Annotated in this window: 9 protein-coding genes; 6 read left to right on the plus strand and 3 right to left on the minus strand. The window is 62.4% G+C overall.

Annotation, left to right across the window (positions count from 1 at the left end; translation table 11 throughout):
- Positions 1-204: 204 nt before the first annotated feature.
- Positions 205-2,454 (plus strand): Orn/Lys/Arg decarboxylase N-terminal domain-containing protein, encoded by a 2,250-nt coding sequence (locus tag ACIPW4_RS26305; protein WP_400663349.1) that lies wholly within the window; start codon positions 205-207, stop codon positions 2,452-2,454.
- Here ACIPW4_RS26305 and ACIPW4_RS26310 read toward each other — a convergent pair.
- Positions 2,438-2,656, minus strand: coding sequence for a hypothetical protein (locus ACIPW4_RS26310; RefSeq protein ID WP_400663352.1), 219 nt, complete (start codon positions 2,654-2,656; stop codon positions 2,438-2,440). The two genes, ACIPW4_RS26305 and ACIPW4_RS26310, sit on opposite strands and share 17 nt — an antisense overlap.
- 158 nt (positions 2,657-2,814) lie before the next feature.
- Here ACIPW4_RS26310 and ACIPW4_RS26315 point away from each other — a divergent pair, with 158 nt between their 5' ends.
- Positions 2,815-3,375 carry an NADPH-dependent FMN reductase gene (locus tag ACIPW4_RS26315; RefSeq protein ID WP_400663354.1) on the plus strand — a complete coding sequence of 187 codons (561 nt, stop codon included), beginning with the start codon at positions 2,815-2,817 and terminating at the stop codon, positions 3,373-3,375.
- Between the two features lie 123 nt (positions 3,376-3,498).
- On the opposite strand, the gene phnX is transcribed toward ACIPW4_RS26315, so the two are convergent.
- On the minus strand, positions 3,499-4,326 hold the full coding sequence (phnX, locus tag ACIPW4_RS26320; protein WP_400663357.1) for a phosphonoacetaldehyde hydrolase: 828 nt from the start codon (positions 4,324-4,326) through the stop codon (positions 3,499-3,501).
- Between the two features lie 35 nt (positions 4,327-4,361).
- Positions 4,362-5,468: a 2-aminoethylphosphonate--pyruvate transaminase gene (locus ACIPW4_RS26325; protein WP_400663359.1), complete on the minus strand. Its 1,107-nt coding sequence runs from the start codon at positions 5,466-5,468 to the stop codon at positions 4,362-4,364.
- Positions 5,469-5,580: 112 nt separating this feature from the next.
- Here ACIPW4_RS26325 and ACIPW4_RS26330 point away from each other — a divergent pair, with 112 nt between their 5' ends.
- From ACIPW4_RS26330 to ACIPW4_RS26345, 4 genes are all read left to right on the plus strand, one after another.
- Positions 5,581-6,444, plus strand: a complete 864-nt coding sequence (locus ACIPW4_RS26330) for a LysR substrate-binding domain-containing protein (RefSeq protein WP_400663361.1) — start codon at positions 5,581-5,583, stop codon at positions 6,442-6,444.
- A gap of 64 nt (positions 6,445-6,508) precedes the next feature.
- Positions 6,509-7,546, plus strand: coding sequence for an AraC family transcriptional regulator (locus ACIPW4_RS26335; protein WP_400663363.1), 1,038 nt, complete (start codon positions 6,509-6,511; stop codon positions 7,544-7,546).
- A gap of 69 nt (positions 7,547-7,615) precedes the next feature.
- The gene (locus ACIPW4_RS26340) at positions 7,616-12,157 is read left to right on the plus strand and encodes an NEL-type E3 ubiquitin ligase domain-containing protein (RefSeq protein WP_400663365.1); all 4,542 of its coding nucleotides are present in this window, start codon (positions 7,616-7,618) and stop codon (positions 12,155-12,157) included.
- A gap of 135 nt (positions 12,158-12,292) precedes the next feature.
- Complete coding sequence (locus ACIPW4_RS26345; RefSeq protein ID WP_400663368.1) at positions 12,293-16,672, plus strand: dermonecrotic toxin domain-containing protein; 4,380 nt, start codon at positions 12,293-12,295, stop codon at positions 16,670-16,672.
- Positions 16,673-16,697 lie beyond the last annotated feature (25 nt).

Here is a 16,697-nt window from a genome sequence, read left to right on the forward strand (position 1 = left end):
AGTTTCAAGTGCGATGCTTCACGCCTGAAGGCAACGGAAAACGCTGGGAGGCTGGCTCCTCAAAGAAATTGCCTCCTGCCATAGAATCTCCCACAAGAGTCATGCGATGCCTGTAGGAGCGGGTTTACCCGCGAAGAGGCCGGCACAGGGAGCAAGGCCTACTAACCTCAACAGGACAACAAGTCCTGCAGAGGTAGCAGCCGGATGTACAAGGACCTCAAGTTTCCGATCCTCATCGTCCACCGCGCCATCAAGACCGACAGCGTTGCCGGCGAGCGCATCCGCGGCATCGCCGAGGAACTGAGCCAGGACGGCTTCGCCATCATCAAGGCTGCCGATCACGGCGAAGCGCGCCTGGTCGCCACCACCCACCATGGCCTGGCTTGCATGCTGATCGCCGCCGAGGGCGTTGGCGACAACACCCACCTGCTGCAGAACATGGCCGAGCTGATCCGCCTGGCCCGCCTGCGTGCACCTGACCTGCCTATCTTCGCCCTGGGCGAGCAGGTCACCCTGGAAAACGCCCCCGCCGAGGCCATGAGCGAGCTCAACCAGCTGCGTGGCATTCTCTACCTGTTCGAAGACACCGTGCCGTTTCTCGCTCGCCAGGTAGCGCGTGCTGCGCACAACTATCTGGACGGCCTGTTGCCGCCATTTTTCAAGGCCCTGGTGCAGCACACCGCCCAGTCCAACTACTCGTGGCACACACCTGGCCATGGCGGCGGCGTGGCCTACCGCAAGAGTCCGGTGGGCCAGGCGTTCCACCAGTTCTTCGGCGAAAATACGTTGCGCTCGGACCTGTCGGTCTCGGTCCCGGAGCTGGGGTCGCTGCTTGACCATACCGGCCCCTTGGCCGAAGCAGAAGCCCGTGCCGCGCGCAACTTCGGCGCCGACCACACCTTTTTCGTCATCAATGGCACCTCCACTGCCAACAAGATCGTGTGGCATGCCATGGTGGGGCGTGATGACCTGGTACTGGTCGATCGCAACTGTCACAAGTCGGTGGTCCACGCCATCATCATGACTGGCGCGATCCCCATCTACCTGTGCCCGGAGCGCAACGAGCTGGGCATCATCGGGCCGATTCCGCTTAGCGAGTTCAGCCCTGAGTCGATCCAGGCCAAGGTCCAGGCCAACCCGCTGGCCGCTGGGCGTGAGCCACGGATCAAGCTGGCGGTGGTGACCAACTCCACTTACGACGGGTTGTGCTACAACGCCGGGCTGATCAAGCAGGCCCTGGGCGCGAGTGTCGAGGTCCTGCACTTCGACGAGGCCTGGTTTGCCTACGCGGCGTTCCATGAGTTCTTCGAGGGCCGCTACGCCATGGGCACCGCCTGCAGCGAGAGCAGCCCGCTGGTGTTCAGCACCCATTCCACCCACAAGCTGCTGGCCGCCTTCAGCCAGGCGTCGATGATCCACGTGCAGGACGGCGCCCAGCGGCAGCTGGATCGTGACCGCTTCAACGAAGCCTTCATGATGCATATCTCCACCTCACCGCAATACAGCATCCTCGCCTCGCTGGACGTGGCGTCGACCATGATGGAGGGCCCGGCCGGGCGCTCGCTGTTGCAGGAGATGTTCGACGAAGCTTTGAGTTTCCGCCGCGCCCTGGCCAACCTGCGCGAGCACATCGCCGCCGATGACTGGTGGTTCAGCATCTGGCAGCCGCCAGCGGCCGAAGGCATTCATCGCCTGGCCCCGCAGGACTGGCTGTTGCACCCCGGCGCTGAGTGGCATGGCTTTGGCGAGGTGGCCGACGACTACATGCTGCTCGACCCCTTGAAGGTGACCTTGGTCATGCCTGGGCTCAACGCCGGTGGTGTACTGGGCGAGCGCGGCATACCGGCGGCAGTGGTCAGCAAGTTCCTCTGGGAGCGCGGGCTGGTGGTGGAGAAGACCGGCTTGTACAGCTTCCTGGTGCTGTTCTCGATGGGCATCACCAAAGGCAAGTGGAGCACGCTGCTCACCGAGTTGCTGGAGTTCAAGCGCCATTACGACGGCAATACCGCGCTGAGCGCCTGCCTGCCGAGCGTCGTCGCGGTCGACGCCGTGCGTTATCAAGGCCTGGGCCTGCGCGACCTGTGCCATCAGCTGCATGATTGCTACCGCGACAACGCCACGGCCAAGCAGCTCAAGCGCGTGTTCACACGTTTGCCGGAAGTGGCTGTGAGCCCGGCGCAGGCCTATGACCGGATGGTGAGGGGGGAGGTGCAGGCGGTGCCGATCGAAGCCCTGCTGGGCCGGGTCGCGGCAGTGATGCTGGTGCCGTATCCACCGGGGATTCCGCTGATCATGCCGGGCGAGCGGTTCACCGAAGCGACCCGTTCGATCCTCGATTACCTGGCGTTCGCCCGGGCCTTCAACACTGGCTTCCCGGGCTTCGTCGCCGATGTGCACGGCCTGCAGAATGAAAGCGGCCAGTACACGGTTGACTGCATCAAGGAATGCGAATGATCTCGACGCCGGTCTGTGCCAGTTCGAAGCGGTTTTCACCCAAGTGATTCACGCGGTCACCGATTGCCAGGCGGTAGGTGGTGATCGGGGCACCCACAGCGCTGCCATCCGTCTGGAGGGTGGACTCCTGGAACTCGTGCACGGGGTAGATTCGGCCTTCGGCGTCACGGGCGTGGAACTGGCCGACCATTACTGCTGCCATTTGGTGAGAAACCTCTGAATTACGTAGGAAATGTCTGCAGGGATAGACCGTACAAGATACTCGGAAGTTTTCGCCCGGGCGAAAAAAAACCAGGCCGCCGAGGAACGGTCATCTATAACTACTGACGTCCCTTTTCCCAGCGAAGGATGGATCACGCCATGAGCCAGGTGTATTCGGTAGCGGTTGTTGTCGGCAGCTTGCGCAAGGACTCCTACAACCGCAAGGTGGCCCGCGCACTTTCGGAGCTGGCGCCGTCCAGCCTTGCCCTGAAAATCGTCGAGATCGGCGACCTGCCGCTGTACAACGAGGATGTCGAGGCCGAGGGCGTGCCCGAGGCGTGGAAGCGTTTTCGCGACGAGATCCGTCGTAGCGATGCGGTGCTGTTCGTCACACCAGAGTACAACCGCTCGGTGCCGGGTTGCCTGAAGAACGCTATCGACGTGGGGTCTCGGCCTTACGGGCAGAGCGCCTGGGGCGGCAAGCCAACAGCGGTGGCGAGTGTATCGCCGGGGGCCATTGGCGGTTTCGGTGCCAATCATGCGCTGCGCCAGTCGCTGGTATTCCTCGACATGCCGTGCATGCAGATGCCTGAGGCGTATATCGGTGGGGCGGCCACGCTGTTCGATGAGGGCGGCAAGCTCAGTGACAAGACCCGGCCGTTTCTGCAGGGCTTTATCGACAAGTTTGCTTCCTGGGTGAAGCTGAACCGGGCGGTGTGATCCATCATTGTTTCCTGAACTGACGCATTCGCGGCGGTTCGGCGCCCCGTTAAACCCGCTCCCTCAGGGTTATGCATTCCCCTGTGGAAGCGGGTTTGCCCGCGAATGGCCATACAGTGGTCGTCAGAAGGCCTGCGGCATTTCACCCTTGGCCAGGCGGCGATTGATGTCGGCGACCACCTCCGGCAACTCGTTGATGGTGTCGATCAGGTAGTGCGGCCGCGATTCGGCAAACAGCTGATGGATGCGCTTGCGCTCGCTCTCCAGCTTCTCTGCGCTCAGCGCCTGGTAGCCTTCCCAGGTCAGCCCCAGGGCATTGCCCGAGCACACCAGGGCCACGGTCCACATCCCGGCACGGCGGCCTTCGAGGATACCCGGCACGGTGTCGTCGACCTTGACGCACGCCGCCACATCGTCGATGCCCAAGGCAATCACGTTGGCCAGGGCCTGGGCTGGCCATGGGCGGCCATTGGGGGTTTCATCGGTGGCCACCACGTGGTCGGCGATGTAGCCGTTCTGTGCGGCCAGTTCCACCACCTTGTCCATCACCACCTTCGGGTAGCCAGAGCACGAGCCGATCTTCAGGCCGCCCTGGCGCAGGCCGGTGAGGGTGTTCAGGGCGCCGGGGATCAGCGCCGAGTGCACGGCGATCTTCTCGATCTGCAGCGGCATGAAGCGGTTGTAGATGGCGGTGACGTCGTCGTCGGTCGGAGTGCGTCCGAACACCTTGCGGTAGCGCTCGGCGATTTCCGGCACGTCGCAAAGGGTGCGGATGTGGTCCCACTTGCCCATGCCCATCGGGCCACGGGCTTCCTCGATGGACACCTGCACGTCGAACTCGGCGAAGGCTTCGACGAAGATCTGGGTCGGGGCGAACGAGCCGAAGTCGACCACGGTGCCGGCCCAGTCGAGGATGGCGGCTTGCAGCTGGGTAGGATTGCTGTAGTTCATGTGCGCTGATTCCTGAAATCGGGTGGGCAAAGGGGTTAGATGTCCAGTACTTCCATTTCCCGCAGCACCTCGGCCACGGCGTTGACGGCGGCCTGCATGCCATCGGCACCGACCACGCCGATGCAGCCGACACGGAAGGTCTCTACCTGGGTCAGCTTGCCCGGGTAGAGGATGAAACCCTTGGCCTTGACCCGCTCGTAGAAGTCCTTGAACTGGTAGCGGGCATCGTTCGGCGCATGGAACGTGACGATGATCGGCGCCTGGATTGCCGCAGGCAGGAAGCTGCGCAGACCAATGGCGGCCATGCCGTCGAGCAACGTCTTGCAGTTGTCGGCATAGCGCTGGTGGCGGGCGTGCAGGCCGCCTTCCTCGCTGTACTGTTGCAATGCTTCGTGCAGGGCGGCGACCACGTGGGTGGGTGGGGTGAAGCGCCACTGGCCGGTCTTCGCCATGTAGGCGTGCTGATCGTGCAGGTCCATGGCCAGCGAGTGGGCGTTGCCCTCGGCGGCGGTCAAAGCGGCCTTATCGGCGAAGACGAAGCCCATGCCGGGCACGCCTTCCAGGCACTTGCCGGAAGCGGCGATCAGCGCCTCGAAGGGCACTTCGCGGGCATCGATTGGCAGCGCGCCGAACGAGCTCATGGCGTCGATGATCAGGCGCTTGCCATGGCTTTTGACCACCTGGGCGATCTCTGGCAGCGGGTTGAGGATGCCGGTGCTGGTTTCGCAATGGATCAGCGCCACGTGGGTGATGGCCGGGTCGGCGGCCAGCAGGCCATCGACGTCGGTGGCGGTGGTCGGTTGGTCTTCGGCGGTTTCGAAGGTGCTGTAGGCACGGCCCAGTACTTTGCAGATCTTCGCCAGGCGCTGGCCGTAGGCACCGTTTATCAGCACAAGCACCTTGCCGTCACGCGGTACCAAGGTGCCGATGGCGGCTTCCACGGCGAACGTGCCGCTGCCCTGCAGGGGCACGCAGTGGTGGCTGGCGCTGCCGTCGATGATCGCCAGCAGCTGTTCGCAGACGCTGGCGGTCAGCTGGTTGAAGTCGCGGTCCCATGAGCCCCAGTCCACCAGCATGGCTTGGCGGGTGCGGAGTGATGTGGTCAATGGGCCGGGTGTCAGCAGAATCGGGGCGTTGCTCATTCCGTTATTCCTCACAAGCGGTGGGCTGAAACTACGGGGCCTAGGTTGCAATTCCCGTCATCATCAATCAAATTGTTTGTCGTTATCCGAGCTATAAGTCAGGCCGATACATATGAACCTGTTTCAGTTGCGTGCCTTCGATGCAGTCGCCCGAGAAGGCAGCTTCACCCGCGCCGCCGCGCGCTTGTTCATCAGCCAGCCGGCGGTGACCGGGCACGTCAAGGCGCTGGAGGAGCATTACCAGATCACTTTGCTGCGGCGTACCGCTCGGCGGGTCGAGCTGACCGAAGAGGGCACCCGCCTGGCGGCCATTACCCGGGCGATGTTCGGCCTGGCCGAAGAGGCCCAGGCCATGCTCGAAGCCAACCGGCAGTTGCTGACCGGGCGCCTGGAGGTGGCGGCCGATGGCCCGCACCGGGTCATGCCGATGTTGGCGCTGCTGCGTGAACGCTACCCGGGCATTACCGTCAACCTGCGGCTGGGCAACGCGCAGGAAACCCTGGCCGCGTTGCTCGGTGAACATGCCGACGTCGCGGTGCTGACCGAGATCGAGCCGCGCAAGGGGCTGCATTTGCAGAGCCTCTGCCAATCGCGGCTGTGCGCCTTGTTGCCGGCGGGGCATGCCTGGGCGCAGTCGCAGGTCGACCTGCCGCTGGCCGAGTTGCATCAGCAGATCATGGTGTTGCGCGAACCCAGCTCCACCACCCGGCGCACGTTCGACCGTGCCTGTGGTGAGGCTGCGGTACAGCCCCGTGTACTGCTGGAACTGGACAGCCGGGAAGCGGTGACCGAGGCGGTGGCCTCGGAGTTGGGGATTGGCGTCGTTTCGTCGACCGAAGTGGCCAACGACCCCCGGGTGGTAGCGCGCCCATTGGCGGGTGCTGGGCTGGTCAACCAGCACATGATCGGCTGCCTGGAACGGCGCCGTGAATTGCGGCTGATCCAGGCGTTCCTTGGCTTGGCTGCCAGCTCATGAGGGCGGGCTGGCATTTTCTTCATGGCGGCCTAAGATGGCCGGCACTATTCAACCCGGGTGGGCGATGAGCGAAAAAGACACCATTTCCATGCAGCTGGTGCGTGAAGCGCTGCTGCAGACGTGCCCGGATGGCTTGTCTGGCGCCGTGGAGCTCGGGCGCGCCGGTATAGAGGCCAGTGAACTCGATCACCCCGAAGCCCGTGTCAGTGCCGAAGCCTATGCACGTTTGTGGCGCCTGCTGGCGCGTCGTTGCAATGACGAGTTCTTCGCCATGGACCGGCGTGGGCTGCGCAGCGGCAGCCTGGCCTTCCTTTGCCGCGCGGCCATGGCCCAGCCGACGCTGGCCCTGGGCCTGGAGACTGCGCTGGAGTTCCTTGGCCTGATGCTCGAAGACTTGCATCCAAGGCTGGTACGCCAGCCGGGCCTGGCCGAGATCGTCATCGACGAACCACAAGACGCACCCCGCAGGGCCTTCACCTATTTCACCTTCTGGATGATCGTGCATGGCGTGGCTTGCTGGCTTGCCGGGCGACGCATCCCTATCCTGGCCATCGACCTGCGCTGTGGCGAACCTCCATTCTGCGATGATTATCGAGTGATGTTTTCCGAAAACCTGCAGTTCCGGCGCCCGCGCACGCGAATGATCATCGCGGCCGATGGCCTGGACCTGCCGCTCAGGCGCACGGCCCTGGACTTGCAGCGGTTTCTCGCCGAGGCGCCCGGCAATATCCTGGTCAGGTACCGCGATCCAGCCAGCCTGGGGCGGCGCATTCGCCACGATCTGCTGGCGCTCGAACCCACCCGTTGGCCTGATGCCGACACCCTGGCACGCCACCTGTGCCTGTCGGCATCGACCTTGCGTCGTCGCCTTGCGGAGGAAGGGCAGACCTACCAGGGCCTCAAGGACAGTGTGCGGCGCGAACTGGCCCTCGCCTGGCTGGCCGGAGACCGGCTGAGTATGCAGGACATCGCCGCCGGCCTGGGCTTTGCTGATGGCAGTTCGTTCTACAAGGCATTTCGCAAGTGGTTCGGCTGTAACCCGGGGCAGTATCGGCAGCTGGCCTTGGCGCGGGAGGGGCAGGCCGGCACTGAAGGTGGCTGATTTCCTGCTGCTGCCAGGCAGCGGATGTTGGGCAGGCTTGGGGCGAACTCATGAACCCCAGGAACTGCCATGCGCAACCAAAGCTCAAGTGCTCCAGACTTTTCTGGTAGCAAGCTCGACACTGCGACCGATACCTTCATTGGCACTGTCCTTCCCGATTGGCTGAAAAGGGCCAGTCCGGCGCAGATCAATCGCCTGCGGGACAGTTTCAAACGCCACCACGCCAATCAGGCGTCACTGCGTGCTGCGACATCGGCATTGATCCCTTTGCAGCGCTTCGCTGAAGAGACGTTCGGCCAATTGTTGAAGGACCGACTTCCATCAGGCACCGAGCTGCAAACGTTACAGTGGCTGCAGGTGCGGCGGGACTTTTCTCGCCTCCCAGGCATCCACTGGCCAATCTATGGCCCAACCTATGATCGCCAGCCGGCTTTGTTGCGGTTGATGCAGAACTTCCATGAAGATGCCGAAGTGCTGGCGGGTTCGGGTTTGGTGTCCAGTGGCACCGGCTCTGTGTTGTCGGGCGATCCCGAGCAACTGGCGAGAGACTGCCGCCGCTGGGATGTCGGTGCCCGTTATCAGACATTGCTGGAACGCACCTTCACACCTGCTACCCATGCCCTGCTGGCAGGTGACAAGCGTGCCGGTTTACTGCTGGCACTCGACGTTGCCGCGCTCAAAGGCGATCTCGGCACAGAAGTGGAGGCCGCGTTGCGCGCCGTCGTGCAGGCGGGTTCGGAAATCGGGCTACGTGCCTACCCGGGGCTGTTGACGATGCTGGGTTGCCCGATCAGCGATGCATTGGCTTTCCAGCTACGCGGACCTGACGGTGAGCAAGGCGGGGTAGTGCTGTACTTGCCAAGCGACCCGAAGCGCGCTCTGCGCTATTTCGAATCCTGGGAGTACCTCAATGGCGCGATGGCGGAAGCACTTCGCCAGAAGCATTACCGCAGCTACTTCAGCCAGCTTGTAGCGTTGCAGGCGAGGGCGGGTTTCCTGAGCACGCTGGAAAAGCGCTTGCAGGACGACGTCGCGGATCTTCAGCTGGACGCTTTGACCGGCGAGGGCGATGCCTTCGAGCGCTTGGTGGCACAGCAGGTGAAAAGGGCCAAGGATGACGCTCGCCTGCTGCTGGTGCCTACCGCTGATGCCGATTTGAGAGCGGCCAGAGACAGGCTTCAGGCATGGGAAAGTGCCGGCTTCGGCTTGTTGAACCTGGCCGGCCTGTTCATTCCGGTGGTGGGTGCTTTGCTGCTGGGGCAACTGGTGGTGCAAACACTGTCGGAAGTTTACGAGGGGGCTGCGGATTGGTATCACGGGCACCAGCACGAAGCACTGGAGCACATGCTCGGCGTCGCCGAAGCCCTGGCAGTCACTGCCGTTGTCGCTACCGGCGCAACAATACTGGTGCGTGGTTTTCAGCGTAGCGCCTTCGTCGATGGGCTGGAGCCGGTTGCTCTGGAGGGCGGGCATCAACGCTTGTGGCAGCGCGAGCTGAAGGCCTATGAGGTCACGCCTTTCAACCCATCGCAAGGAAGGGATGGTTTGTTCGAAGAGGGAGATCGCAAATTCCTGCGTGTCGGCGAGCGCTTTTATCTCGTGCATCGTCCTGAGCCGGACGGCCCATGGCGCGTGCGGCATCCAGAACGCGTCGATGCGTTCGGACCTGAAGTCGAGTTCAACGGAGATCGGGGCTGGCGCTTGCGCCATGAACGGCCCCTGGAATGTGACGACAATGCGCGCATGTTGGACATGCTATGGCCGCAACGCGTCCCGCTGAGTACTCAACGGGCAAGCGATGTGATGCGCGTTGCGGGTATCGACAGCGAGGGGTTGCGTGGGTTGATGGTGACTGGGAGGCAACTCCCGGTCAGCTTGCGGGAAACGCTGCGTCGTTTCGAAGCTGACGCGCGCATCGACGCATTCTTCGAGCAAATGCAGCGCGAAATACCGGCAGCCGATGACTTGGAAATCCAGCAGTGGTGCCTGGCTCAGCCCGCCCTGCAGGGGCTTGATGCGCAAGCCCTGCGTGTGCGCGTACTGGAGCGTCAGGCCTCGCTGGGCGAACAGTTGTTGGCTCATCTGACCCAGACGGTGCTGGCGCCTGATGGCTTGCGCGATCTGGTGCGGCGTGATTTTCCTGGCCTGTCGCCAACCTATTGCGATGCGCTTGTCCAGGATGTCAGCGCCGGGCAACGTGAACGCGCCGTACTGGAGCAACGCCTGCCCTTGAGTGTGTCCAGCCAGGCACGCTCACTGTTGCAGCAGTCGCGCCTGACCCGTGCCCTTGAAGGGCTGTACCTGGGCAGCAGCTACAGCGACCAGACGGGTGAACTGGTGCTGGCAATGCTGCCGCGATTGCCGCATTGGCCTCGTGGGTTCAACCTGGAGCTGCGAGAGGGGAGTGAAAGCGGTCGCAGGCTGGCAGTGATCGATCCTCAGGCAGCAGCAGAATTCACCACAGTCATCGTGCGCAGAGATGGCGAGATGCGTTTGTACGACAGCCACGGGCTGGAACGTGAGGAGGAAATTGCCACCCCTTGCGGCCTGTTCGAGGCCATAGTGGCATGCCTGTCACCGACCGAGCTGACGCGCCTGGACATCGCTGGGCATGCGCCTGCCGGTGCGCTGCGGGCCCTTGTCGTTCAACGCTTGCCTGCTACACGTGCCGAGTTGCTGAACCTGCTTGGCTGGCGCTCGGTCGAGTCGGGTAGAAGCCCGCTGCGGCGGTTGTCGGATGGCCGCATCGGTTACCCGCTCAGCGGTCGCGGGCAAGGCCAGCGCTGGGCCGAGCGCAACTTGCGCAACCGTATTCGCGAGCTTTACTGGGGCTTGAGCGATGCGCAAGCCGATGCCTTCCTAAGCCAGTTTCTACTGCTGCCCGGCTCGCCCTATACGAACTTGCTCAGCCTGGAAAGAGAGTACGGCCAGGTCGACCTGGCACTCAATCGCTGGTCCCATGCCGAGCTGAACGACACCAGACGCAACATGCGCCAACGCGTGGGCGCTCTGATGCGTCGTGCCTGGCGGTTACAAGGTGAGTCTGCCCAGGGCGCGGATGGCATTGCCGACGGTGTGTGTCTGGACTTCAGCGGTCTGCCGTTACGTACCCTTCCGGAGCTGCCGACCGGGGCCAACTTCGGCAATGTGACCGAGCTCAATCTGGCCGGCCTGGAATTGAGTGGAGTACCTTCGACATTCTTGAGCGGGTTCCGTTTATTGCGGCGCTTGAACCTCAACTACAACGCGCTGCTGCGTATTCCCACTGGTATCACTCGGTTTACCCGACTGACCGATCTGTCGTTGGCCAGCAACCGTATTCGCATGGACCTGGATGGTACCCAGGCGCTGGCAAGGCTCGCCGCTTTGCGTCATCTGGACTTGAGCTTCAACCCATTGGGCTCGATCGCTTTGCGGTTCAATCAACTTTCCCAACTGCGGTCGGTCGGCTTGCGCCGCTGTGGCCTGCTGTTGTGGCCGGAAGGCCTGGAAAACTGCGGTTTTCTCGACAGTGCCGATATTCGTCAGAACCAGATTTCCCGGGTACCTGAACAGGTTCTGCTGATGCCCAGGGCTTTTCGAAACGCCTTCCGGGTGAATGACAATCCACTTTCGGTGACAGACCGGGAGCGGCTTTTCGCCGAGCGCCCGCACCAACACTTCGACGCGGTGCCGCCGCAGTTCGAGTCTTTGCCCGTGGAGGCGAACGGGCAAAGCCGTGAACGCTGGCTACAAGCCATGGCGCAAGATAGCCGTGAAACGAGCGCGCAAGACTGGGATAGATTGCTGGCGATACCCGGCAGTACGGGTTTGTTTCGCCTGTTGGGTGACCTGGCGCGTACCCGAGACTACCGTGTGGCGCCGGAGTACCTCGCCGGGCAGGTCCGGGAACTGTTGCTGGCCATCGGTGGCGACGATGAACTGCGGTTGCAGGTATTCGAGCGCGCAGGGATGGCAGTGACTTGCGTGGACAGCGTTGCTGGTCGCTTCAGCGATCTTCAGGTGCTGATGTTGACCCACCAGGCAGCTCGAGGGGATGCAGGCCCTGGGCGTGCCAGCGAATTGCTGAGCTTGGGGCGCCAACTGTTTCGCCTGGATGAGCTCGCGCGTTATGCCCGCGATGATACCGCGCAACGCATCGCCCGCCTGCCGCCTGCCGAGTCGGCAGGTTATGCCAGTGCCCGTGCTGCCATCGATGATATCGAAATCGATCTGTACTACCGGGTACACCTGGCAACCGAGCTGGACTTGCCGTTGCAACCGCGTCACATGCAGTTCGAGGGTGTAGCCAATGTCACCAGCGCGCAACTTCAGCAAGCCCTGCAACGCGTGCGCGCCGCTGAAGACTCTCAAGCCTTGGCACGCAGCATCAGTCAGCGTGAATTCTGGCTGAACCACCTGCGCACAGAGCATCCACAGGCATTCACGGCCATCGAGGATGGCTTTGCCGATCGGGGTAGCAATCTGGACGAGCAGCAGACAGCGTTGTCCAGTGAGGACTATCTGCAACGCTGGAATGCCCTGCGCATAGAGCGCGATGCCCAACTCCACGATCTGGCAGTGCAGCTGACACAGGAGGCACTGGACCGACATGCCGTAAGCCAGGGTTGAATCGCTTACCCGCAAGCCGGATGCGCCACCATGCTGGCGGCGCATTCGCATGATCGCACACGCACACCTTCCCTCTGTCGTCCAGGGCCATTGTTATCGAGCATTGCGGCTTCCAGTACCCATCGGAGTTTCGTGATGCCCCACAGTTCGCTCGATCGCCACCTCTCAACCCCACCGCTACACGACAATGTCATCGACGACTTCATCGGTTCCCGGTTGCCCGAATGGTTGAAACGGGCTTCCAGTGGCCAGCTTGCCAAGCTGCGCGAGAGGTTGAATGCCCATCACGCGACACAGGCCCGACTGCGTGGTCGTACTCAGGGGCTGCATCCTCCTCATGTGTTCGCCGAACGGCGGTTCACCGGTCTGTTGGCGCAACCACTGCCGGTCGGCCTCGATTTCGGCCAGTTGCAATGGCTGCAGCTAGGTCCTGCTTTCAGCCGGCAGCCAGACGCCTGGTTGGGAGGCTACGGTTCTGCTGAAACTCGCGAGAGCGGCCTGCTGCGTTTGATGCACAATTTTGCCGACGTTCATTTCTATCAGGGGACAGGGCTGGTTGCGCCATCAAGCTCGTCCGTGTTGTCCGGCGCACCCCGTCATCTGGTGGAGGCATGCCGAAGGCTCGATGTCGGCGCGATGTACCAGGCTGAACTTGCAAGGGTGTATGACGCCAGTACGCAGACGCTTCTGGCCAGCGACAAGCAGTCTGGCTTTGGCCTGGTTGTCGAGGTCGCAGCGCTGAAGGGGGAGATCACTGCCCATGAGCAACTGGCCTTGCGCGAGATGTTCGACGTGGGTGCGATGCATACCCAGGAGGGGCTCAGAGCCTACCCTGGGCTACTTGAAATGCTGGGCTGCCCGGTCGCTGATGGGCTTTTGATATACCTGCGCGACAAGGACGGCTCATTGAACAGTGTGATGCTGTACATGCCCGGTGATCCCCGGCAAAACCTGCGCCGTTGCAGCTCTCTTGCGCAGTTGAGCCGCGTCTTGGCGGCTGAGTTGCAACGACCGGACTACCAGCAATACTTCGCTCGACAGATCGCGCTCGGCCAGCGTGCAGATTTCGTTGGCAGGTTGGGCAAGCGCCTTCACGATGAAGAGCCTGACCTGGAGCTGGAAGGTAGTACCCGGCAAGGTTCGATTTTCGACGCATTGGCCAGGCACCAAGTGCAACGGTGCAAGGATGACGCCAGGCTGCTGCTGGTGCCGACCGCCAGCGTGGATGCCGATGCGGACAAGACCAGGCGTGAGTCCTGGAGTGCAGCCGGGTTGAATATGTTGAACCTGGCCGGCTTGTTCATCCCCGCGGTCGGCGCCACTCTGTTGGCAAGAATGGTCGTGCAGACCTTGGATGAAGTCTTTGAAGGCGTGCGGGATTGGTCGCTGGGCCACCAGCATGAAGCACTGGAACATATGCTTGGGGTGGCGGCCACCTTGGCCGCTACCGGTGCGACGGTAGCTGGCGCGGGGTTCCTTCGCAGCGCCCATGTCGATGCGATGGACATCGTCGCGGTGGACGGTGAAACCAGCCGCCTCTGGGGCGGCGATCTGGAGCCTTATCACTCGGATGCGGGCCATGTCTGGTTGCAACCCGATGGTCGCTATAGCGACGGTACACGGAACTGGATAAAGCTCGATGACCGGTTTCTTGAAGTTCATCAACCCGAGCCAGGTGGGCTCTATCGCGTGCGCCATCCACACCGGCCAACCGCCTATGGGCCGTTGGTACTGCACAATGGCGAGCGCAGTTGGCAGTTATTGCATGGTCGTCCACAAGCGCTCGATGACTCGGCTGCCATGCTCGGCAGGCTTTGGCCACAGGATCCGCCCCTGGATGAAGCAGCAGCGCAAAGGGTATTGCGGGTGGCAGGCATGGACCAGGATGAATTGCGCGGCGTGTTGGTCGAGAATCGGCGAGCGCCGGTCAACTTGCGGGTGACACTCGGCTTTTTCGATACCGATGCACGTATCGAGGCGTTCTTCCGTCAGTTGCGGCAAACGCCGGCGGTGGTCAGCGACGCTTCATTGCTTACCTGGTGCGAGCAACAATTCGATGTCGGTAAAGGCGTCGTGAATGTTCTGCGCGCTCAGTCACGTCTGCGCATGGCACTGTTCAATCACCTGACCACCCCTGAGGCTAGCGACGATGGCCTGGCAAAGCAGTTGCGCGCTGCATTCACCGGGCTCCCCGATGCCTACGCTCAGGCGCTGGCTCAGGATGCCCATGCGTTCGAACAAACGGCTGCCGGGCAGGCAGCCGTCTTGCCAGCCCACCCCCGCATTCCCATGGCGCTGGCTACCAAGGCGCATGCGCTGGCGCGCGTTGCCAGGTTCAACCGGATGATGGCCGGATGTTATCTGACGAGTGCTTATACCGACGATGCGGGGGTGCTGTTGTTCCACTTGCTCGATACCCTCCAGCTCGATGGCCTCAGTGTGTCCCTGGTCAATGCAGTGTCCCAGGACGAGCCGCTGGCATCGATTGTCGCGGCTACCCCTGATGGTGTTTTTTACCAATTGATACATGAAGACGGCGTATTCGGTTTATATGACGAACAAGGCGCCAGGGTCGAACATGATCGCTTCGGTGACATTTATCAGGCGCTCGCCTGGATACTGCGTGAGCGTGGACTGCTGAGCGAGCTGCAGATCGACAGCGAGCAGGCCGCCAGCCAGTTGCGCGACAGGCTCATGCTGCAGTTGCCAGAAACACCGTCGAGCATCGAACACTTGCTTGGCTGGACACCTGCAAGACGCTGGTGGAACCCTGGGCAACGCTTGCCGGATGGGCGCGTCGGTTACCTGCTCAGCGGGCGCTTGCCACCCCGCGCCACCCGCATGGCGCGCTTGCGCGATGGGCTGCGGCAGATGTTTCCCGGGCTGGATGATGCTCAGTTGGAACGCGAGCTCAATCTCAGATGGCGTCGCGGGTTATCGGTCGCAGCCGAACTCAGGTCACTGGAAGACGACCTGCAGCAACTGACTGTCAAACTCGATGCCTGGGTCGGCTTCGCCTTCAACGCCGCCGAGCGTAATGCCCGGCAGCACCTTGCAGAGCGATTGCTGCGAGCATGGCGCGGCCAGGGTGAGCTGCACGAGCTGACCGAGCAAGGGGCCAAGGGCGGGATCAAGCTGGTGTGCAACGGCCTGCCGATCTCCACGCTTCCAGACCTTCCCCGGCATGTCACCTTCCACCATGTGAGTACATTGGTCATTCAGGAGACGGCGATCGGACAGGTGCATGCGCCATTTCTCCAAGCCTTCACCGAACTGCAACGCCTTGACCTGAGCAATAACCGGTTGCTGGTCTGCCCAGGTGGGCTCGGCTACCTGGTCAATCTGCGACACCTGCGCCTGGCGCACAATCAGATCCGCTTGAATGCCCAGACTGTGGAGGCGCTTGGCAGCCTGGCACAGTTGACGCATCTGGACTTGAGTAACAATGCGACGCTGGGCACTTTCAATATCAATTTTCTGCATCTGTCGCAGCTGATCGAACTCAGGCTGCGCCGCTGCGGGCTCGGCATGTGGCCGCAGAACATTGAGCTCTGTGGCTTTCTGCGCGAAGTGGACCTGCGTGACAACGCCATCCGCAGTGTGCCTTCGCAAGTACTCTGCATGCCCAGGGATTTCCGTCAGGTGTTCATCGTGACAGGCAACCCCTTGAGCGGTACTGCGGTGTCTGCGCTGGCTGCGCTTGATTCGATCCAGGAGGTGGTCGAATCCGAAACGGGGCGAGCGTGGTGGGTACGGGCGGGTGAGCAGCAGGCCGCACGCGGGGCAATCTGGGATGCCTTGAGCCAGGTCGCGGATAACGCCGACATGTTCGCGCTGCTGAACCGTTTGGAGTCACAGGCAGGCTTCAGCTGGCAGGAGCACTACCTGATCGAGCGCGGCTGGGGCATCTTGCGCCTGATACAACACGACCCGGTATTCGCCGCCTCGGTGCGCAGCGTGCTGGCTAGCCCGCTAGTCAACGAAAATGATGCCATTGACAGGTTCTCGCACTTGCTGCGACTGCGGGCAGAGGCCAGTGCGCAAGGCACTGGGGCAACAGTGCCAGGACCGGTATTGTTGGCACTGGGGCAGGGCTTGTATCGACTGGACCGTCTGCAGGCATTCGTGCGGTCCGATATCGCCAGCCGCGGCGCACAACTTGATGCCGGCCAACATGTCGCGCTGGGGTTGCGTTACCGAGTCAGGCTGCGCAGGGCATTGAGGCTGCCGTTTCAGCCACTGCGCCTGCACGACACTGCGGTCCCAAGCGTCAGCGCAGCATTGTTGGCCGCGGCCCGGCAGTCTGTCGAAGTGGCCCTGGGGGATGATGTCGTTGCGCAGTATCTGTGCCGCCTGGTTTTCTGGCAGCGCTTCCTTGAACGTTACGATCCTGCCTCATTCGCTGCTGTGGAGCAGCAGGACCAGTTGGCCGTGCTGCGCGAGCGTTTGACCCTGGAGTACATGCAGCGCATGGCGCGAATCGATCACGGCATCGAGCGCGGGGTAGGTCGATAGGCGGGCGGCCAAACCGGTCATCCAG

This window comes from Pseudomonas sp. NPDC089996, from assembly GCF_044748405.1.
GTDB lineage: Bacteria > Pseudomonadota > Gammaproteobacteria > Pseudomonadales > Pseudomonadaceae > Aquipseudomonas.

Excerpts from the sequence above, each read along its gene's own strand:
- ACIPW4_RS26305 (WP_400663349.1), top strand. The coding sequence starts at position 205 with ATGTACAAGGACCTCAAGTTTCCGATCCTCATCGTCCACCGCGCCATC.
- ACIPW4_RS26310 (WP_400663352.1), bottom strand. The coding sequence starts at position 2,656 with ATGGCAGCAGTAATGGTCGGCCAGTTCCACGCCCGTGACGCCGAAGGC.
- ACIPW4_RS26315 (WP_400663354.1), top strand. The coding sequence starts at position 2,815 with ATGAGCCAGGTGTATTCGGTAGCGGTTGTTGTCGGCAGCTTGCGCAAG.
- phnX (WP_400663357.1), bottom strand. The coding sequence starts at position 4,326 with ATGAACTACAGCAATCCTACCCAGCTGCAAGCCGCCATCCTCGACTGG.
- ACIPW4_RS26325 (WP_400663359.1), bottom strand. The coding sequence starts at position 5,468 with ATGAGCAACGCCCCGATTCTGCTGACACCCGGCCCATTGACCACATCA.
- ACIPW4_RS26330 (WP_400663361.1), top strand. The coding sequence starts at position 5,581 with ATGAACCTGTTTCAGTTGCGTGCCTTCGATGCAGTCGCCCGAGAAGGC.
- ACIPW4_RS26335 (WP_400663363.1), top strand. The coding sequence starts at position 6,509 with ATGAGCGAAAAAGACACCATTTCCATGCAGCTGGTGCGTGAAGCGCTG.
- ACIPW4_RS26340 (WP_400663365.1), top strand. The coding sequence starts at position 7,616 with ATGCGCAACCAAAGCTCAAGTGCTCCAGACTTTTCTGGTAGCAAGCTC.
- ACIPW4_RS26345 (WP_400663368.1), top strand. The coding sequence starts at position 12,293 with ATGCCCCACAGTTCGCTCGATCGCCACCTCTCAACCCCACCGCTACAC.